Below are 21,490 nucleotides of genomic sequence, written 5' to 3' on the forward strand. Positions count from 1 at the left end.
GGTAGAAATAACCTTTTCAGAAGATATCTCTGTTGCAAACAATGGAGAATGCTTCCAAATAACTGTATTATTTGCAAACAATAAGAAGAATGAAAGCGTTGAAAAGCTTAAGTGCAGTATATTGTTAAAACGGTATACATGCCAACACTTTAAAAACGTAACAAAAAAGTTTATAGCAAGAGGAGGTGAAATGATGGAACTAGGTTATATCATCTCCATTTTGCTTGGCCTAATCGTTGCTGCTTTTGTTGGCTATTTCTTTCGAAAATCCGTTACGGAAGCAAAAATCGCTGGTGCCCGAGGAGCTGCTGATCAAATCTTAGAAGATGCAAAACGTGAAGCAGAAGCTCTAAAGAAAGAGGCATTACTTGAAGCGAAGGATGAGAATCATAAGCTTCGCACAGAGGCGGAACGTGAAATTCGTGAACGTAGGAATGAACTGCAAAAACAAGAAAATCGTTTATTGCAAAAAGAAGAGAATCTAGACCGAAAAGATGAAACGCTAGATAAGCGTGAAGCGGTTTTGGAAAAAAGAGACGACTCTCTTGGCAAAAGACAACAGCATATTGAAGAGATGGAAAGCAAAGTGGACAAAATGGTACAGTCTCAGCAAACTGAACTGGAAAGAATCTCCGGGTTAACTCGTGAGGAAGCTAAATCCATCATTTTAGATCGTACTGAACAAGAGGTTGCACATGATATTGCCATCATGGTAAAAGAGAGTGAATCAAGGGCGAAGGAAGAAGCGGATAAGCGTGCGAAAGAAATCTTATCATTAGCGATTCAAAGATGTGCTGCGGACCATGTAGCTGAAACAACGGTGTCAGTTGTTAACTTGCCAAACGACGAAATGAAAGGTCGTATTATCGGTCGTGAAGGGCGTAATATCCGTACACTTGAAACGTTGACAGGTATTGATTTGATTATCGATGATACACCAGAAGCCGTTATTCTTTCAGGATTTGATCCTATCCGACGAGAAACTGCTCGTCTTGCACTTGATAAACTTGTACAGGATGGAAGAATTCATCCAGCTCGAATCGAGGAAATGGTGGACAAGGCCAGACGAGAAGTGGATGAGCATATTCGAGAAATTGGAGAGCAAACGACATTCGAAGTTGGTGTCCATGGTTTACATCCTGACTTGATCAAAATATTAGGTCGCCTAAAATTCCGTACAAGCTACGGTCAAAATGTATTGAAACACTCGATGGAAGTAGCACAGTTGTCCGGTATGCTTGCTGCGGAATTAGGTCAAGATGAGACATTAGCTCGCCGAGCAGGATTATTACATGATGTTGGGAAAGCGATTGACCATGAAGTAGAAGGAAGCCATGTGGAAATTGGGGTTGAACTAGCGACGAAATATAAAGAACACCCAGTTGTCATTAATAGTATCGCTTCCCATCATGGTGACACGGAACCAACATCCATTATCGCTGTTTTAGTAGCTGCAGCTGATGCACTTTCTGCTGCAAGACCGGGGGCAAGAAGAGAAACGCTTGAGAATTATATTCGACGTTTAGAAAAGCTCGAAGAAATCTCAGAGTCATATGATGGTGTTGAAAAATCATTTGCTATTCAAGCGGGTCGTGAAATTCGCATTATGGTTAAACCGGAGCAAATTGATGATTTGGAAGCACACCGTCTTGCAAGAGATATAAGGAAGAAAATCGAAGAAGAACTCGATTATCCAGGTCATATAAAAGTAACGGTTATTAGGGAAACAAGAGCCGTAGAATATGCGAAATAAGAGCGATGCCTATTAGGCATCGCTTCCTTTTTTGAAGGATAAATAATCTTAAAGAGCTAACAATCTAGCATAGAGCTTGATTGGCGTATGTATGAATACAAGTATTTTTAGAAGGGGAATTTTATGAGAATTTTATTTGTAGGGGACGTTGTTGGATCATTAGGCCGTGAAATGGTAGAAGAGTATTTACCGAAGTTAAAGGAAAAGTATCGACCGCAAATAACCATTATTAATGGGGAGAACGCTGCTGGTGGTAGAGGAATTACCGAAAAAATATACAGGGAATTTTTATCGGCTGGAGCACAAGCGGTGACATTAGGTAATCACACATGGGATAATAAGGAAATATTTGATTTCATTGAGGAAGCAAAGTATTTAGTTAGGCCAGCTAATTTCCCTGATAATAATCCAGGGAAGGGTTTAGTTTATTTAAAATATAATAGTGAAGAAATAGCTGTTATCAATCTACAAGGTCGAACATTTATGCAACCAAGTGATTGCCCTTTTGAGAAGGCAGAGCAACTTATTGAAGAGGCAAAGCAAAGAACTCCGGTTATTTTCGTCGATTTTCATGGTGAAACAACAAGTGAGAAACAAGCAATGGGCTGGTATTTAGATGGTAAAGTGTCAGCAGTAATTGGGACTCATACACATGTGCAAACAGCAGATCAACGCATTCTGCCAAATGGGACAGCATTCATGAGTGATGTAGGTATGACTGGACCATATGATGGTATTCTTGGTATGGAAAGAGAAGCTGTATTAAAGCGGTTTATTACGAATATGCCGGTTCGTTTTGAAGTACCGAAAAGTGGAAGAGGAATATTGAGTGCCGTAACCATTGACATTGATATGAAAACAGGAAAAGCGAAGAAGATAGAAAGCGTTTTAATTAATGATGATCACCCATTTTATAGCTAAAAAAAACCTCCTCATTTTTTAATTTTTCTGGTCAAGCTGGAATATGTCTTTTTCATTATGAATATAGTAGCAGTGGAAACATTTATTGAAACCTGATGAACTCTTTAAAAAAAGAGCATTCAGGAGGGGGAAAAATGAGGAGGAGCTAGGAATGGAAATATTAAAAGTTTCAGCAAAATCTAATCCTAATTCTGTAGCTGGTGCGCTTGCTGGTGTTCTACGTGAAAGAGGAGCAGCAGAAATCCAGGCAATTGGTGCGGGTGCATTGAATCAAGCGGTTAAAGCAGTAGCAATCGCAAGAGGATTTGTAGCGCCTAGCGGTGTAGACTTAGTATGTATTCCTGCGTTTACTGATATTTTGATAGATGGGGAAGAGAGAACAGCTATAAAGCTGATCGTAGAACCTAGATAATGGCTGTCATGTCCCATCAGAAAAAGTAAAAGCTCATTTGATTATCAAATGGGTTTTTTCTCTTTGTAGAACGAAAAACAATAGAGAATGAATGAAATATTTTGTATATTTAAATAATAAGGGAGTGAGAAAGTGAAGATAGTTGATGGTCATTGTGATGTATTAGTAAAAATGTTTTTGGACCCTTCCATTGGGTTTCAGTATTCGCAGCAGCTTCAGGCTAATCTCAATCGATTATTAGCCGGTGATGTGAAAGTCCAATTGTTTGCTATTTATGTACCAGAGAAAATTCATCCAGAATTAAAGTTTAACGCAGCACTACAAATGGTTGATATTTTTTATGAGAAAATAGTTAAACCTCATCCTCAAGTGAAGGTAATTCAGTCGAGTGATGATCTTCAAGGATTACAGGAAAATGAAATAGGGGCGGTTTTAACTCTAGAAGGCTGTGATGCGATTTACAATGATGAAGTGAAATTAAAATCGCTGTTAAGGTTAGGTGTACAATCGGTCGGCTTAACTTGGAATTACGGAAATTTTGTTGCCGATGGTGTATTAGAGGAGAATGCAGGAGGACTATCACGATTTGGCAAAAAGGTTATTGAAATATTAAATGAACGCAATATATTATGTGACGTCTCTCATATAGCAGAAAAAGGCTTCTGGGATGTAATGGATATAGCTAAGAGACCGTTTGCTTCACACTCTAATTGTCTTCATTATTGTTCACATCCAAGGAATTTAACCGATGACCAAATTCGAGCTCTTATTAAGAAAGATGGTTTGATTGGATTGACTTTTGTTAGAGAATTCTTAAATGAGCCACATAGAGCTTCAATCAATGATGTATTAAAACATATTGATCATATCTGCTCCCTTGGTGGAGAAGACCATATTGGCCTTGGTTCAGACTTTGATGGCACTGAACCACCACTAAGAGGGCTTGAGCATGCTGGAGAATATCAATATTTGATTGACACATTATTACAGCACTTTCCACACGATGTCGTAGAAAAGATTACCTATTATAATTTTAAAAATATGTTATTTAGTAGATAAATAGATGAATTTTTCAAAACTATCTAAAAAAATAAACAAATCTATCAATTATTTAATCTTAAAGGCTTGCAATTTTACATTGTTAGGTCTAGAATTGAAAGCGTTTAGTACGTTAAATGGTGAAATGGATGTATAAAAAGAGATTATACAAGTTATTTACATATTTCTCATGTAATAAAAGGGGTGTAGGACATGGTGAAACAACTTTCGTGGAAGGTTGGCGGACAACAAGGCGAAGGAATTGAAAGTACTGGTGAAATATTTTCTATTGCATTGAATCGCCTTGGCTATTATTTATACGGATACCGTCATTTTTCTTCTCGTATCAAAGGGGGGCATACGAATAATAAAATTCGTGTGAGTACCTCTCAAACTCGGTCTGTTGCGGATGATTTAGACGTTCTTGTGGCGTTTGACCAAGAAACGATAGATGTCAATTATAAAGAGTTACATGATGGTGGGATTATCTTAGCAGATGCAAAATTTAATCCAGTGAAACCAGAAGATACAAACGCGCTACTTCTATCCATTCCATTTACACAAATGGCGACTGATCTGGGTACATCACTGATGAAAAATATGGTCGCTGTAGGCTCAACTTGTGCCGTTTTAAATTTGGATGTGGAAGTTTTCAAAGAAGTGGTAGAAGAGATTTTTGCTCGCAAAGGACAAGCCGTTGTAGATAAAAATATGGAAGCGATAAAAGCTGGCTATGATACAACAGTTGAACAATTAGGTAAAACAGATGGCTTGATGCAGTTGGATGAAGCGGATGGTAAGAAAAGAATGTTCATGATCGGAAATGATGCCATTGCTCTGGGTGCATTAGCTGCAGGAAGTCGATTTATGGCTGCTTATCCAATTACACCAGCCTCGGAAATTATGGAGTATCTAATAAAAAAATTACCTGAACTTGGTGGTACTGTTATTCAGACAGAGGATGAAATTGCTGCTGCAACTATGGCGATTGGTGCTAACTATGCAGGAGTACGTGCTTTCACAGCCTCAGCCGGCCCAGGATTATCTTTGAAAATGGAATCGATTGGCCTAGCGGGTATTACAGAGACACCATTAGTTATCGTTGATACTCAACGTGGTGGCCCGTCAACAGGTCTACCAACGAAACAAGAACAGTCAGATTTAATGGCTATGATTTATGGAACACATGGAGAAATTCCAAAAATTGTTCTTGCACCAAGTACAGTACAGGAAGCGTTTTATGATACTGCTGAAGCATTTAATCTAGCTGAAGAATATCAATGTCCTGTAATTGTTTTATCAGATCTACAATTATCATTAGGTAAACAAACAGTGGAACCGTTGAATTTTAATGAAGTAGAAATTCGCCGTGGGAAGCTGCAAGGTGATCTACCTGAAATAGATAGCAAAGAATATTTTAAACGTTATGAAGTGACGGAGGATGGCGTATCGCCAAGGGTAATCCCAGGGATGAAATATGGAATCCACCATGTTACAGGTGTAGAGCATGATCAATCTGGAAAACCATCGGAATCAGCAGCAAATCGTATTCAACAAATGGATAAACGGTTCCGTAAAATTGAAAATGTGAAATTTAATACACCAGTATATAAAAATGCCCTTCATGAAGAAGCAGACTTGTTATTAGTTGGTTTCATTTCAACAAGAGGTGCAATTGAAGAAGCGATTACTAGATTAGAAGCAGACGGTTTGAAGGTTAATCACGCACATATTCGTTTGATTCATCCATTCCCAACTGATGAGTTAATGCCGTTAGTTGCATCTGCTAAAAAGGTTGTGGTGGTTGAAAACAATGCCACTGGACAGTTAGCAAATATTATCAAAATGAATGTTGGACATGCGAATAAAATCATTAAATATAATAAGTACGACGGGAATCCTTTCTTGCCGCACGAAATCCATACAAAGTGCAAGGAGTTGTTCTAAATGGCTACGTTTAAAGACTTTCGAAATAATGTAAAACCGAATTGGTGCCCAGGCTGTGGTGACTTCTCTGTTCAAGCTGCTATTCAACGCGCATCAGCTAATGTTGGTTTAGAACCTGAAGAGTTAGCTGTAGTATCTGGAATTGGTTGTTCTGGACGAATTTCTGGCTATATTAATTCATATGGATTTCACGGAATCCATGGACGTTCATTACCGATTGCTCAAGGTGTTAAGATGGCGAATAAGGACTTAACGGTTATTGCTTCTGGTGGTGATGGGGATGGCTTTGCTATCGGTATGGGGCACACGATTCATGCTATTCGCCGCAATATTAATGTTACGTATATCGTAATGGATAACCAAATTTATGGCTTAACTAAGGGCCAAACATCTCCGCGTTCATCTACCGGTTTTAAAACAAAATCAACACCTGAAGGTTCCATTGAACAAGCGATTTCACCAATGGAAATGGCTTTAACGGCAGGAGCTACGTTTGTTGCACAAAGTTTTTCAACCGACTTGAAAGATTTAACTGCTCTCATTGAACAAGGAATTCAACATGATGGATTTTCACTTATTAATGTGTTTAGTCCATGTGTCACTTATAACAAAATCAATACGTATGATTGGTTTAAAGCGAACTTAACTAAATTAAAAGATATTGAAGGATACGATTCTTCCAATAGAGAACAAGCAATGCAAACCTTAATGAAACACGAAGGATTAGTAACTGGACTTATTTATCAAGACACAGAACGTAAGTCTTATCAAGAAATGCTACATGGTTATTCAGAGACACCGTTAGCAAAGGCTGATTTAAACTTAGATCAAGCGTACTTTGATAAGTTAGTAGAAGAATTTATGTAAATTAAATAAAAGACTTAAGAGAATCCATTGTTGATTTTCTTAGGTCTTTTTTATTCTTTATAGAATGTACGCCTATTTTTAATACTTTCCTACGAAAAAGAATAGATCAGGTGCATTGCTATTGTGTTCAATAGAAATACGCTTTATACTATAGTAATGTGTATAGAAATAATGGATAGAAATCGCCTACAGTATCATAGAAAGGGGCATGTCGTAAATGAATGAAAAACAAAGATTAGAAAGTCAACAAGTAAAGGTCGCAAATCCTGCGGACAAAAAATCCGAAAAGGATTACAGTAAGTATTTTGAACATGTGTATACAGCTCCATCTTTAAAGGATGCGAAGAAACGTGGAAAAGAAGATGTCAAATACCATAAGGATTTTGAAATACCGAGTGAATTTGCCGGCTTAGGGGAAGGTCGTAAGTTCTATATCCGTACATATGGATGTCAAATGAATGAGCATGACACGGAAGTAATGGCAGGGATTTTTATGAATTTAGGCTATGAACCAACTGAATCCGTAGATGATGCCAATGTGATTCTTCTAAATACTTGTGCAATCCGTGAAAATGCGGAAAATAAGGTGTTTGGTGAACTCGGACATTTGAAACATTTAAAACAGCAAAATCCTGATTTACTTATCGGTGTTTGTGGGTGTATGTCTCAAGAAGAATCTGTCGTTAATAAGATTCTTAAAACATATAACCAAGTAGATATGGTGTTCGGAACACATAATATTCACCGCTTGCCAAATATTTTACAAGAAGCTTATATGTCTAAGGAAATGGTACTTGAAGTTTGGTCTAAAGAAGGCGATGTGATTGAAAATTTACCTAAAGTGAGAAGAGGTAATATCAAGGCTTGGGTAAATATTATGTATGGCTGTGATAAATTCTGTACGTATTGCATTGTTCCTTATACAAGAGGAAAAGAGAGAAGTCGCAGACCGGAAGATATCATTCAAGAAGTTCGTCAACTAGCGGCAAAAGGCTATCAAGAAATTACTTTATTAGGACAAAATGTGAATGCTTACGGTAAAGACTTTAAAGACATAAAGTATGGTCTTGGGGATTTAATGGATGAAATTCATAAAATTGATATTCCTAGGGTCCGTTTTACAACTAGTCATCCACGTGACTTTGATGACCATCTCATTGAAGTGCTTGCAAAAGGCGGCAACCTTGTAGAACATATTCATTTACCTGTACAATCAGGTTCGAATGATGTATTGAAAATTATGGCTAGAAAGTATACCAGAGAACAGTTTCTAGAGTTAGTACGCAAAATAAAAGAAAACATACCAGGAGCAACTTTTACTACGGATATAATTGTTGGTTATCCGAATGAAACTGAAGAACAGTTCGAGGAAACGATGTCGCTCTATCGTGAAGTAGGTTTTGAAGCGGCGTATACTTTTATCTATTCTCCTCGTGAAGGTACACCTGCTGCGAAAATGAAGGATAATGTACCAATGGAAGTGAAGAAGGAACGCTTACAAAGATTAAACGCGCTAGTAAATGAAATATCTGCTGAATCTATGAAGAAATACCAAGATGAAATAGTTGAAGTGTTAGTAGAAGGGGAAAGCAAAAACAACCCTGATACATTAGCAGGCTATACAAGAAAGAACAAGTTGGTAAACTTTAAAGGACCGAAGACAGCAATAGGAAAAATCGTCAAGGTGAAAGTGACGGATGCTAAAACTTGGTCACTTAATGGTGAGATGATTGAAGAAAAAGAAAATCTTGAGGTGAGCTAAGATGGCGAAGTATTCTAAAGATGATATTGTAAAGCGTGCAAGAGAACTAGCTGTAATGATTGCTGAAACGGAAGAAGTAGATTTCTTTAAACGTGCGGAAGCACAAATTAATGAGAATGAAAAAGTTTCAAAGATTATTACGCAAATTAAAGGTCTACAAAAACAAGCGGTTAATTTACAACATTATGGGAAAGAGGAAGCTTTAAGAAAAACAGAAGCGAAAATTGATTCTCTTGAAGAAGAGCTAGATGCAATTCCTGTTGTTCAAGAGTTTAAACAATCTCAAGTGGATGTGAATGATTTATTACAAATTGTCTCTTCAGCCATTTCTAACAGAGTGACAGATGAGATTATTTCGTCAACTGGTGGCGATTTACTATCTGGTCAAACCGGTTCACAATTGAAAAATTCAGGCTGTCAACATTAAGAATGAAATTGAAGGGTGATCACAAGTCGATGTGATCACCCTTTTGATTTTTCACTATTGATATCAGCAGCTTTTAGAAACTTGTTTTATAAGTTTATTGTTCTTTAAGAAAGGAAGTGTTTCTCATGGATTACTTTAGACTTATGAATATATTCTTAGATTTCGAACTTCTTATTGTTGAATAGAATGATTATCAATATAGGTTAAATATGTGGATTTATCACCCTTTCCTTCGTTGTGTAAGATGAAAATAGGGTCTTTTTTTGCTTGTTAAAAAATACATCACATTCAATGCAACCGTATTTATAACCAATTGCCTGCAATCCATAATCGCCCTTTTTAAAAGCAATAATACATCTGCATCGTTGTCGCTTTGGGCAATGATTGAATCGGTTGCAGCTGCACAACCTTTGTTGATGAAAAACTGTAAAGTTATAAAGATATTGTAAAAAAATAGTCTAAAGACCAGCAATAGTACCCAGCGCTGCTGATCTGTGCTTATTTAAACGGCTAATCTCACTTATGCATGTATCTTATTTGTTTCTATTGAGGAGTAAATTTATATCTCTAATTTTGCGCCGTTTTGTGAGAAATGAAAAAGTGTACTATAAGAAAACAATATAATTGGGAACAAACTATACAGTAAGGTGAAATTTGAGAATTCAAATTTTCTACAAGTGAGATGCGTTTTCAAGATATTATTTAACTGACCAATTAATCCTTCGTAAGACAACTATCACAATAACGCCACTTCTATCCTCGTATGATTAATTTAACAGCTACGTGACAATCAATACCGGTATTTGAACCAAAATTGAGAGAGAATGTTTCAAGAGGTTGCTGAAAAATCTTTCCTAGATTGGGCCCTTGCCCACCTCAGTCCGTAACAATCGCCCGTATGCGGCATATGATAAAGCATGCTAATGGATTTGGCTAATTGCCCACAAGAAAATATGTCGCACACTAGTCTAATATCCCGCATAGGATGAATTGAAAATGAATGAGGAGGGTTCGCTCGCAATGGGAGACTATAGAGAGATAATAACGAAGGCAGTCGTTGCGAAAGGACGTAAGTTTATCCAGTCCAATCACACGGTTTGTCCTCAACACCACCCATCTAGTATTCTTGGTGCTTGGATCATTAACCATAAGTACAAAGCGAAAAAGGTGGGAAATACTGTAGAGGTTAGCGGAAGCTTTGATATCAATATCTGGTATTCTTATAAAGATAACACGCAAACTGAAGTAGTAACAGAATGCGTGGAATACAAAGATGTAATCAAAGTGAAGTATCGTGATGAAGAAATCCTTGACGATATTGAAGTTGTTGCACGGGTCGTTCAACAACCAAACTGTATTGAAGCAACAATCTCTAAAAATGGCAATAAAATTATTGTACATGTGGAGAGAGAGTTTATTGTTGAAGTCATTGGAGAAACAAAGATTTGTGTAGCAGTTGCTGATGCTGGTGACTGCGAAGATGAAGATTGGGGATTAGAAGCAGAAGATGAGGAGTTTGAAGACTTAAACCCAGACTTCATCATTGGAACTGAAGAGGAATAAAAACTAACTAGGAGGTTTTACTTCCTAGTTTTTTTCTTTTTTCAAAGTGTTGAAGAGTTAAGGCGGGTAAGAGTATGAAGCATTTCTAATCGTTTGTTGACTTTCAAGTATGATATAATGAGATAAGAAAATAATAGATTATGAATTATGTGGAGGAAATTATGGCAGCAACATATACGCCGATGATACAACAATATTTAAGGGTAAAGGCAGATTATCAAGATGCCTTTTTATTTTTTCGTTTAGGCGATTTTTATGAGATGTTTTTTGACGATGCGATTTCAGCATCAAGAGAGTTAGAAATTACATTAACAAGTAGAGACGGAGGAGCTGAAGACCGCATACCGATGTGCGGGGTACCTTATCATTCAGCCCCGAATTATATCGAACGCTTAATTGAAAAAGGCTACAAAGTAGCCATATGTGAACAAACCGAAGATCCGAAACAGGCTAAAGGTGTAGTCAAAAGGGAAGTTGTTCAATTAATTACACCTGGGACTCGGATGGAAGGTAAGGGGTTAAATGAAAAGGAAAATAACTATATCGCTACAGTAAGCGCATTTGAAGATGATACCTATGGTTTTGCATATAGTGATTTATCAACAGGAGAAACAAAAGCGACCATTATAACTGATGGTTTTACTTCCATTTTGAATGAGCTTTCAGTTTCTAATGCGAAAGAAATTGTCGTCTCTTCGCAGTTCTCAGATAAATGGCTCAAAAAGATGAAAGAGAGAATGGTACTGACCATTTCTATTGAAGACGATATCCAAACTCGGGAAGTGTTTCAGGAAAGTGTAGCAAAGTTAGCAAATGATCGTCTGCGTGAAACAGTAATGAGATTATATAATTATTTATACAAAACACAAAAACGTAGCCTTGACCATTTGCAACTTGCTGAAGTGTATGAAGTGAACCAATTTATGAAAATTGATTACTTCTCGAAGAAAAACCTAGAACTAACTGAAACGATGCGTTCAAATGGAAAGAAAGGTTCACTTCTTTGGCTGCTGGATGAAACGAAAACAGCGATGGGTTCGAGAATGTTAAAACAATGGATAGATCGTCCGTTAATTAATAAGGATGCCATTATAGAACGACAATCAATGGTGGAAACTTTCATGAATCATTATTTCGAACGAGAAGAGCTAAGAGATACTTTAAAAGAGGTATATGACTTAGAGCGACTTGCAGGTAGAGTCGCATTCGGTAATGTCAATGCTCGTGACTTATTTCAATTGCAAAAATCATTACAGCAAGTACCCAAAATAGGTCATGTAGTGAATCAGTTAACGAATGACGTAGCTAAACAGTTGGCAAATCAACTTGATCCTTGTGAGGATGTAACCGACTTGTTAGAAAGAGCCATTACCGATAATCCCCCGTTAACCATCAAGGAAGGGAATATTATTGCTGACGGTTTTAATGAAGCACTCGATCAATATCGTGACGCAACGAAAAACGGTAAAAATTGGATCGCTCAGCTTGAGAAGAGAGAGAGAGAGAAGACAGGGATTAAGTCATTAAAAATCGGATACAATCGTGTCTTCGGATATTATATTGAAGTGACAAAGTCTAATCTTCATCTGTTAGAAGAAGGTTTATATGAACGAAAGCAAACCTTAACAAATGCTGAACGGTTTATTACTCCAGAGCTAAAAGAAAAAGAGGCATTAATTCTACAAGCGGAAGAAAAATCGGTTGAACTAGAATACACATTATTCTTAGAGGTAAGAGAACAGGTAAAAGAGCATATTCCACGCATCCAGAATCTTGCCAAGCTAATAAGTGAATTGGATGTATTGCAATGTTTCTCTGTGGTTAGCGAACAGCGGCAATACCATAAACCGACCTTTTCTAGTGAACGGAAAATCGTCATTGAGGACGGGAGACATCCGGTTGTTGAAAAAGTGATGAATGCGCAAGAATATGTAGCAAATGACTGTTATATGGATGATGAAAGAGAGTTGTTACTTATTACTGGACCTAATATGTCAGGTAAAAGTACATATATGCGACAAATTGCTTTAACCTCAATTTTGGCACAAGTTGGTTGTTTTGTTCCTGCCAAACAAGCGGTGTTACCTATTTTTGACCAAGTGTTTACTAGAATAGGTGCGGCAGATGATTTAATCTCTGGACAAAGCACATTTATGGTCGAGATGTTAGAAGCAAGGAATGCCATTGTTCATGCCACAGAAAATAGTCTTATCCTATTTGACGAAATTGGTAGGGGAACGTCGACCTATGATGGAATGGCCCTTGCTCAGGCGATTATTGAATATATTCACCACCATATTGGGGCGAAAACATTGTTCTCAACGCATTATCATGAGCTTACTGTTTTGGCAGAGGAGTTACCCCATTTAGAAAATGTGCATGTAAGTGCAGTTGAACAAAACGGGAAGGTCGTATTTCTCCATAAGATTAAAGAAGGCTCAGCAGATAAAAGTTATGGTATACATGTTGCCCAACTTGCAGAGCTACCGGAGACATTGATTCAAAGAGCAAACGAAATCCTTACGCGACTAGAAGCAAAGGATTCAACAAAAATAAATGCAACAGCAACAAAAATAGACGTACAAGAAGAAGCGGTTGGCCAATTGTCATTCTTTGAAGAAGAAACGCAAGCGAAAAGAGGAACAAATATTGCAACAAAGGAAAGAAAGTTGCTTGATCAGCTAAAGAAACTAGACATTCTAGAAATGACACCGATGACGGCATTAAATACCTTATATGAGATACAAAAAAAATTAAAATAAAGATTGAAAGGGTGAATCCTAATGGGTAAAATCAAGCTCTTAGATGATTATCTATCAAATAAAATCGCAGCAGGAGAAGTCGTTGAGCGTCCAGCATCTGTTGTAAAAGAATTAGTTGAAAATGCAATTGATGCAGGCAGTTCTGTTATAGAAGTGGAAGTAGAAGAAGCTGGCCTTTCAAGTATCCGCATCATCGATAATGGAGAAGGAATAGCAGAAGATGACGTTCTCCATGCGTTCCACCGACATGCGACAAGTAAAATCCAAGACGAGAGCGACTTATTTAGGATTCGCACATTAGGATTTAGAGGGGAAGCGTTGCCCTCTATTGCTTCCGTTTCCAAAGTTGAATTGAAGACTTGCCATAGTGATATAGGTACGAGAGTGATGCTTGAAGGCGGAAAAGTTGTAACGATGGAAAAGGCAGCTAGTCGTAAAGGTACAGATATTACCGTGTCAGATTTGTTTTACAATACGCCAGCTAGACTTAAATATATGAAAACGATTCATACCGAATTAGGTAATATTACAGATGTCATGAATCGCTTATCTTTATCACACCCGGAGATTTCATTCAGGTTACTCCATAATGATAAGCAATTGTTAAAAACAACAGGTAATGGTGATGTTCGTCAAGTTTTAGCGGCGATCTATGGTTTAAATATTGTCAAAAAAATGATTCCCATTCAAACTCAGTCCCTTGACTTCAAGGTTTCTGGTTATGTAGCGTTACCAGAAATAACGAGAGCTTCGAGAAATTATATTTCAACGATGATCAATGGTAGGTTTATTAAAAACTACCCTTTAGTGAAAGCGATTCAGGAAGGTTATCATACATTATTGCCGATAGGACGGTATCCCATTGTTTTATTAAACATTGAAATGGACCCATTATTAGTAGATGTAAACGTTCATCCTTCTAAAATGGAAGTTCGGTTAAGTAAAGAGCATGAATTAAACGAATTAGTAACGGCCACCATTAAACAAGTCTTTAAAAAAGAAGAATTAATTCCAAGTGGCTTTACCGAAAAGAAAATATTTAAGCCAAAAGATGAACAAACATTCCTTCACCTCGATCATTTACCTGAAAGAAAACCATTTAAAGAGATCGAGCAAGAAAGGAAAGAAACAGAAGTACAATTCATCCAAGAAGATTTAGTAACACCAAATCAACAAGTAAAAAATACGATCTTTGAAACGGCTCCTGCAATAGAAGTTTCTGCTCCACCTAAAGAAGTGGATTCACAAGAAGGAGAAAATATAACGCTTGCAGAAGAAGAGGAATTCGTGCTTCCTTCTAGAGTCCCAGCGATGTATCCTATAGGTCAAATGCATGGTACCTATATTTTTGCACAAAATGATAATGGTTTGTATATCATTGACCAGCATGCGGCTCAGGAAAGAATCAAATATGAGTTTTTTAAGGAAAAGGTTGGGAAAGTAGAAAGTGAATTACAGGAGCTTTTGATTCCAATGACCTTTGAATATGCGAATGACGATGTGATAAAGATTGAAGAATATAAAGACGAACTTGAAAAAGTGGGAGTTTTCTTAGAGGAGTTTGGCCACAACAGTTATATCGTTCGTGCGCATCCACAATGGTTTCCTAAAGGAGAGGAACAAGAAACGATTGTGGATATGATAGAACAATTGCTGAATATGAAACGAGTGGATATAAAAAAACTGAGAGAAGAAGCGGCTATCATGATGAGTTGTAAAGGTTCCATAAAAGCAAATCGCCATTTACGTAACGATGAAATTCAAGCATTACTTGATGAGTTACGACAAACGAATGATCCCTTTACTTGTCCTCATGGTCGCCCAATTATCATTCATTATTCTATATATGAAATGGAAAAAATGTTTAAGCGTATTATGTAAGACTTGCTTTAAAGAGACCTTTGTTTTAAGAAGGATACAGGAAATTAACTCTAAAACGGTTATGGTCACATAAAAAGAGAGAACCGCAAAATTAGTGCTACGCGGTTCTCTCTTTTTTAATTATTTCGCATTGGCTGTTTGTAATTTGTCCATGTATTTTAATGATTTTCCTGTTCCAATTGCGACGGATTCTAACGGATTTGGAGCAAGGTGAACAGGCACATCAATCTCTTGACTGATCCATTCTTGCATACCGTTAAGTAAAGCTCCACCGCCAGTTAAAATGACTCCACGGTCAACGATATCACCGCTTAATTCAGCAGGGCTATCTTCTAATGTTGCTCTTAGTGCTTCTAAAATACTGAGTAACGCTTCTTTCATCGCATCCCTAATTTCAAAGGAAGAAAGCTCAATGGTTTTTGGTAAACCAGTAACTAAATCTCTCCCACGTATCTCCATTTTTAATTCATCATGGTTAATCAGCGCATGGCCAATCTCAATTTTAATATTCTCTGCTGTTCTTTCACCAATAAGTACGTTGTATTCTTTACGCACATACTGAATAATATCATCGTCTAAACGGTCTCCGCCAATACGGACGGAGTGGCAAGCAACTACACCACCGAAGGAAATAATTGCCACTTCAGTTGAACCGCCACCTATGTCAACTACTACATTTGCTACTGGCTCATCGACTGGCATACCAGCGCCAATTGCTGCTGCAACAGGTTCCTCAATAACGAAAACTTTTTTTGCACCGGCGTTTCGTACTGCGTCTTGAATCGCTCTTCTTTCAACACTTGTCGACCCGGAAGGTGTACAAACAACAACACTCGGCTTTCTAATTGAGAAGCCACCAGCTTTTGCAGCTTTTTTCATAATATGACGTAACATTTCTGTTGTTGTATCGAAATCGGCAATTACCCCATCTTTTAGTGGGCGTATGGCGACAATTCGTCCCGGTGTTTTACCAATCATTTCTTTTGCTTCAGAGCCAACTGCAAGCACTTTTTTTGTTTCTGTATCAATCGCAACAACAGAAGGCTCATTGAGAGCGATTCCTTTTGCTTTACTATAAACAAGTATATTAGCTGTTCCTAAATCGATTCCAATTTCAGCATTTCCTATCATTATCAATCACCTAATTTCCTATAATTCTGCTTCGTCTCAATCCATTTTCATAAGACCATATTCATAAGACATCTTATCTTAAACTCCGCTTTTTATAAGGTAACATGAAACGACTATAGAAGCCTGAATGTAAATAAAACGTTATAAAAATGTAATCTCCACTGTAAAAAAGAATCGAATCCGCAATAAAAAAGGTTTAATTTGTAGAAAAAGGGTGAATAATGTTTGAGTATTGATTGTCTTTTTTCCTTCCTATGCTTATGGTACGATAAGGTAGAAATTGAAAGACTAAAAGGCAGTGTGAGTGAATGACAAATCAAAAAGAAAAAATCATTATTCTTATAGGACCTACTGCTGTAGGGAAAACAAAAACAAGTATTGAACTGGCAAAAAAATATAATGGTGAAATTATTAGTGGTGATTCCATGCAAATTTACAAAGGTATGGACATTGGTACAGCTAAAATAACGAAAGAAGAGACAGAAGGTATCAGCCATCATTTAATTGATATTAAAGAGCCAGATGAAAGTTTTTCGACAGCTGAATTTCAAACAATTGTCAGAGAAAAGATAACTGAAATCAGTAGTAAAGGGAAGTTACCCATTATTGTAGGGGGGACGGGACTATATATACAATCCGTTCTATTTGACTATCAATTTTCAAATGCCCCCTCAGATGATGATTTTCGATATCGCTTAGAGGAAAGGGCGAAAGTTGAAGGGAATGTTTGTATACATAAGGAATTACAGGTGGTCGATCCGGTATCTGCGGGAAAAATACATCCTAATAATATTCGAAGAGTGATTCGGGCTCTCGAAGTATACCATTGTACGGGAAAAACGATGACAGAATGGCAAAGTAAACAGGAACTTGAATTGGTATATAATGCCGCTGTAATCGGTTTAACAATGGACAGAGATCTTTTGTATAAACGAATTAATCAGAGAATAGATATGATGATGGATAATGGCCTATTGGAAGAGGTGAAAGGGTTTAGTGATAAGGGGTTGCAAAACTGTCAGTCCATGCAAGCGATAGGATATAAGGAATTCTACCCTTATTTTGATGGTTTGATTACTTTAGACGAAGCTGTTGATCAACTAAAGCAAAACTCACGAAGATATGCCAAAAGACAGCTAACATGGTTTCGTAATAAACTGGATGTTAGTTGGATAGATATGAGTGAAGCTCTCGATTCAAAGGGTTTCCATAAAAAAATAAATGAAATTTATGTAACGATTGAAGGAAAGCTGAAAATTAAATCGAATACATAATAATAGAGATAAAAGAGGAGGATTTGTAATGAAAACATCAATCAATATCCAAGATCAATTTCTAAATCAATTGCGAAAAGATAATGCCAATGTGACAGTTTTCTTGTTAAACGGTTTCCAAATTAGAGGGCAAGTAAAGGGATTTGATAATTTTACTGTCCTATTTGAATCAGAAGGAAAACAACAACTTGTTTATAAGCACGCGATTTCAACATTTGCTCCTCAACGAAATGTATCGCTAGATATGGAACAAAAATAATAAAGTTGCCTTGTCGAGTCCGCAAATGATGCGGGCTTTTTCTTATGCTTTGACAATCTTGTTGGAAGAAATTCTGTTGTTCTATAATTTATATTTAATTAGTAACAATTTTGTTTTCACTAAAAAAACTTTAATGATTTTCCTCCAAATTGAATATATATGAACAAGAAGACTCTAACTTCTAATAATAGAATAGGCTAAATAACGACTTGAGATAACGACTAGGCTTTTGTCACAATTAAGGCAATCTTAGCGTATACTGGTGCAAGAGAATGTGAGGTGAAAGCTATTGGATCAGCCGATTCGTTTGAAAAATAATGGACAAATCAGTATTGTACTAAATTCTCAAAAAAGAAAAGCCTTAACAAAGGAAATACCCGAACCGAATGTTGTACAAAAAACCTTACAATCAGAGCATCTTGCTCTTAGAGAAATTGAAGAAGAATTAGCTGCTTTAGTAGGCATGGAAGAAATGAAGAGAATGATAAAAGAAATTTATGCCTGGATCTATGTGAACAAGAAGCGAGAAGAAGCAGGACTGAAAGCGGGAAAGCAGTCCCTTCATATGATGTTCAAGGGAAACCCTGGTACAGGGAAAACAACGGTAGCGAGGTTAATAAGTAAGCTATTTCAAAAAATGGATGTTTTGACAAAGGGACATTTGATCGAAGCTGAAAGGGCTGACTTAGTAGGAGAATATATTGGCCATACAGCTCAAAAAACGAGAGATTTAATTAAGAAAGCAATCGGAGGCATACTTTTTATCGATGAAGCTTATTCCCTCGGTAGAGGAGGGGAAAAGGATTTTGGTAAAGAGGCAATCGATACATTAGTGAAACATATGGAAGATAAACAGCATGATTTTATACTGATTTTAGCCGGATATTCAAAAGAAATGGACTATTTTTTATCTTTAAATCCGGGTTTACATTCTAGGTTTCCGCTAGTTATAGATTTTCCAGATTATTCGATTGAACAATTAATGGAGATTGGGCAAAGAATGCTGAAACAAAAAGAGTACGTACTTAGTAGAGAAAGTGAAAGGAAATTAAAAGATCACTTACTTTGGGTGAAAACAGTCTTAAATCCACAAACATTTTCTAATGGAAGATATATAAGAAATATTATCGAAAAGGCAATACGTGCACAATCCATGAGGCTTTTAATGCAAAGTCATTATGACCGCCATGAATTAATGACTATTAGAAGCAACGACTTAGTTTTTGAAGAAGATGATTGACCTTGTTTTAGCTCCGATTAATTTAGGAGCTTGTTTTTGTTATTAATAGAGATGGAAATTGAATTAAGCAGAGCCAGTCTCCTACCTTTTATCGTGGGCTGAAACGTGGCTCTGTTTTTTTACTATTTTATCTTTAATTTAACTTGAATTGTTTTGTAGGAAGTTTCCATTTATAAGTGTAAGATAATACTCTAAGGGCTGTAATTGTTATGAATAATATTATGAGTTCTACTGCTGATGTGAAAATATTTAATCCAATTAATAGCCCAGTAATAATGGCCCAAACAGCATAGATTTCTGATCGTAATACTAAAGGTTTTCTTTGTGCTAATAAATCACGAATCATTCCACCACCACTACCGGTTAATACTGCGGCAACGATAATTGCGCTTAATGGATGATTCATATCAGCAGCATAAAGTGCACCTTGTATAGCAAATGCTGATAATCCGATGGCATCAGTGAAGTTTCCCCACTTATGCCAATGCTTCAATAAGTGATGGGGAAAAATAATAATCAATGTAATAGACAAGAGGGCGATTTGAAAAAAAGTTCCCTGTTCCCACAATGTTGATACGGGTACCCCAATTAATAAATTACGGATGGCTCCCCCACCAAAGGCAGTGACAATACCTAAAATATAAATGCCTAATATATCATAATCTTCTTCCATTGCTACGATAGCACCGCTAATGGCAAAAGCAATTGTACCAATCATACTTAAAAAATCCCAAGTTAACATCACATATCACCACACGTTCTTAAAATCCTGCTAAAACACAAACATATAGATTTTAACATGAAAAAGCATGAAATCAATGATTTTCAATAAATAAATTTTTGTGGTAAACAATAATTATTGATTACTTAGCAGGGACATTTTGGATAACCGGAAATTTTCTCCCTTTAACGTAAAGAATAATTAGTGAATTACAAAAGAATTTGATATGATAATGATATGTTAAAAAGAAAGTAGGGCTTTAATGGAACAACAGTCTTTTAAAGAAAAAGCGATACTTGTCGGCTGTCAAACGACTGAAGACGATTTGCAATATAGTTATTCAATGGATGAGCTTGTGTCTCTAACAAAAACAGCTAAAGGTGAAGTGATTACAAGTGTTGTACAAAAAAGAGAGAGAATTCATCCATCTACATATATAGGAAAAGGGAAAGTTGAAGAAATATCACGCCTACAAGAAGAGACCGAAGCAGATGTGATTATTTTTAATGATGAACTATCTCCTAGTCAAGTTCGTAACTTATCCGAATTCATTTCGGCAAGAATTATTGATCGAACCCAGTTGATTCTTGATATTTTTGCTGGCAGAGCTCGTTCAAAAGAAGGGAAACTGCAAGTTGAACTAGCTCAATTAAAATATTTACTACCGAGATTATTGGGACAAGGAACAGCACTTTCACGCTTAGGCGGGGGAATTGGAACAAGAGGTCCAGGTGAGACAAAGCTTGAATCAGATCGCCGTCATATACGAAGGAAAATTGATGATATTGATAAGCAATTGAGGGCAGTTGTTCATCATAGAAAGCGTTATCGTGAAAGAAGAAAGAAGAACCAAGCACTGCAAATAGCCTTAGTAGGTTATACGAATGCGGGTAAATCGACCTTGTTTAATCGCCTAACCGAAGCTGATTCCTATGAAGAAAATCAATTATTTGCCACACTTGATCCAATGACAAGAAAAATGTCTTTACCAAGTGGATATACAGCTCTTTTAACCGATACAGTTGGATTTATACAAGACTTACCGACTACGTTAATTGCAGCTTTTAGATCTACTTTAGAAGAAGTAAACGAAGCGGATCTCATTTTACATGTAGTCGATATGTCTAATCCGGACTACACCCAACATGAACAAACCGTACAACAATTAATTGATGATTTAGAGCAGGAAGAGATTCCACAATTGATTGTTTATAATAAAAAAGATGAAGCACATGAAAGGTTCATTCCAACAAAAGGTAGGCACACGTTACAAATGAGTGCATTAAATGATCGTGATCGCTATTTGCTAAAAGAAGCAATTGAACATGCGGTCACCCAATTAATGGATTCGTATACTGCTGCAATCCCTGCTTCAGAAGGAAAGTTATTATCGCTCCTAAATACGGTGACTATTGTGCGGAGTAGTGAGTTTATAGAAGAAAAACAAATGTATTTGGCTAAAGGTTTTTACTTCAAAGATCATCCAATCACACAAATGCTAAATCATTATAGAGTATAGAAAGTAAAGGTGT

At 36.8% G+C, this 21,490-nt stretch carries 17 protein-coding genes; 15 read left to right on the forward strand and 2 right to left on the reverse strand.

The window, feature by feature from the left end; all coding sequences use genetic code 11:
* Positions 1–193: 193 nt before the first annotated feature.
* The 11 genes from rny (at position 194) to mutL (ending at position 15,333) form a co-directional block, all read left to right on the forward strand.
* Positions 194–1,753, forward strand: coding sequence for a ribonuclease Y (rny, locus tag MHI57_RS01685; RefSeq protein ID WP_095369460.1), 1,560 nt, complete (start codon positions 194–196; stop codon positions 1,751–1,753).
* Between the two features lie 123 nt (positions 1,754–1,876).
* Entirely contained in the window at positions 1,877–2,674 is a 798-nt protein-coding gene (locus tag MHI57_RS01690) for a TIGR00282 family metallophosphoesterase (protein WP_095369459.1), read from the forward strand.
* A 151-nt stretch (positions 2,675–2,825) separates the two neighbouring features.
* On the forward strand, positions 2,826–3,086 hold the full coding sequence (spoVS, locus tag MHI57_RS01695; RefSeq protein WP_095369458.1) for a stage V sporulation protein SpoVS: 261 nt from the start codon (positions 2,826–2,828) through the stop codon (positions 3,084–3,086).
* Between the two features lie 132 nt (positions 3,087–3,218).
* A complete protein-coding gene (locus tag MHI57_RS01700) occupies positions 3,219–4,145 on the forward strand; it encodes a dipeptidase (RefSeq protein WP_340974619.1) in 927 nt (308 codons plus the stop codon).
* Between the two features lie 192 nt (positions 4,146–4,337).
* Positions 4,338–6,071: a 2-oxoacid:acceptor oxidoreductase subunit alpha gene (locus tag MHI57_RS01705; protein WP_340974621.1), complete on the forward strand. Its 1,734-nt coding sequence runs from the start codon at positions 4,338–4,340 to the stop codon at positions 6,069–6,071.
* The gene (locus MHI57_RS01710; RefSeq protein ID WP_095369455.1) at positions 6,072–6,938 is read left to right on the forward strand and encodes a 2-oxoacid:ferredoxin oxidoreductase subunit beta; all 867 of its coding nucleotides are present in this window, start codon (positions 6,072–6,074) and stop codon (positions 6,936–6,938) included.
* A 217-nt stretch (positions 6,939–7,155) separates the two neighbouring features.
* Entirely contained in the window at positions 7,156–8,700 is a 1,545-nt protein-coding gene (gene miaB / locus MHI57_RS01715) for a tRNA (N6-isopentenyl adenosine(37)-C2)-methylthiotransferase MiaB (RefSeq protein WP_095369454.1), read from the forward strand.
* A gap of 1 nt (position 8,701) precedes the next feature.
* Complete coding sequence (locus MHI57_RS01720) at positions 8,702–9,127, forward strand: RicAFT regulatory complex protein RicA family protein (protein WP_095369453.1); 426 nt, start codon at positions 8,702–8,704, stop codon at positions 9,125–9,127.
* Positions 9,128–10,147: 1,020 nt separating this feature from the next.
* Positions 10,148–10,690 carry an outer spore coat protein CotE gene (locus MHI57_RS01725; RefSeq protein WP_095369452.1) on the forward strand — a complete coding sequence of 181 codons (543 nt, stop codon included), beginning with the start codon at positions 10,148–10,150 and terminating at the stop codon, positions 10,688–10,690.
* 161 nt (positions 10,691–10,851) lie between these two features.
* Positions 10,852–13,452: a DNA mismatch repair protein MutS gene (gene mutS / locus MHI57_RS01730; protein WP_095369451.1), complete on the forward strand. Its 2,601-nt coding sequence runs from the start codon at positions 10,852–10,854 to the stop codon at positions 13,450–13,452.
* A 21-nt stretch (positions 13,453–13,473) separates the two neighbouring features.
* Positions 13,474–15,333 (forward strand): DNA mismatch repair endonuclease MutL, encoded by a 1,860-nt coding sequence (gene mutL, locus MHI57_RS01735; RefSeq protein ID WP_340974631.1) that lies wholly within the window; start codon positions 13,474–13,476, stop codon positions 15,331–15,333.
* Between the two features lie 120 nt (positions 15,334–15,453).
* On the opposite strand, the gene mreBH is transcribed toward mutL, so the two are convergent.
* Positions 15,454–16,464, reverse strand: a complete 1,011-nt coding sequence (gene mreBH, locus MHI57_RS01740; RefSeq protein ID WP_095369449.1) for a rod-share determining protein MreBH — start codon at positions 16,462–16,464, stop codon at positions 15,454–15,456.
* Between the two features lie 308 nt (positions 16,465–16,772).
* Here mreBH and miaA point away from each other — a divergent pair, with 308 nt between their 5' ends.
* From miaA to spoVK, 3 genes are all read left to right on the forward strand, one after another.
* Entirely contained in the window at positions 16,773–17,738 is a 966-nt protein-coding gene (gene miaA / locus MHI57_RS01745) for a tRNA (adenosine(37)-N6)-dimethylallyltransferase MiaA (protein ID WP_340974632.1), read from the forward strand.
* Between the two features lie 28 nt (positions 17,739–17,766).
* Positions 17,767–17,997 carry an RNA chaperone Hfq gene (gene hfq / locus MHI57_RS01750; protein ID WP_095369447.1) on the forward strand — a complete coding sequence of 77 codons (231 nt, stop codon included), beginning with the start codon at positions 17,767–17,769 and terminating at the stop codon, positions 17,995–17,997.
* Positions 17,998–18,286: 289 nt separating this feature from the next.
* Entirely contained in the window at positions 18,287–19,237 is a 951-nt protein-coding gene (gene spoVK, locus MHI57_RS01755; protein ID WP_095369446.1) for a stage V sporulation protein K, read from the forward strand.
* A 133-nt stretch (positions 19,238–19,370) separates the two neighbouring features.
* On the opposite strand, the gene MHI57_RS01760 is transcribed toward spoVK, so the two are convergent.
* Positions 19,371–19,979 (reverse strand): trimeric intracellular cation channel family protein, encoded by a 609-nt coding sequence (locus MHI57_RS01760; RefSeq protein ID WP_095369445.1) that lies wholly within the window; start codon positions 19,977–19,979, stop codon positions 19,371–19,373.
* Between the two features lie 241 nt (positions 19,980–20,220).
* Here MHI57_RS01760 and hflX point away from each other — a divergent pair, with 241 nt between their 5' ends.
* Positions 20,221–21,477 (forward strand): GTPase HflX, encoded by a 1,257-nt coding sequence (gene hflX, locus MHI57_RS01765; RefSeq protein WP_307314327.1) that lies wholly within the window; start codon positions 20,221–20,223, stop codon positions 21,475–21,477.
* Positions 21,478–21,490 lie beyond the last annotated feature (13 nt).

Source organism: Cytobacillus sp. FSL K6-0129 (genome assembly GCF_038007625.1).
Classification (GTDB): domain Bacteria; phylum Bacillota; class Bacilli; order Bacillales; family Cytobacillaceae; genus Cytobacillus; species Cytobacillus kochii.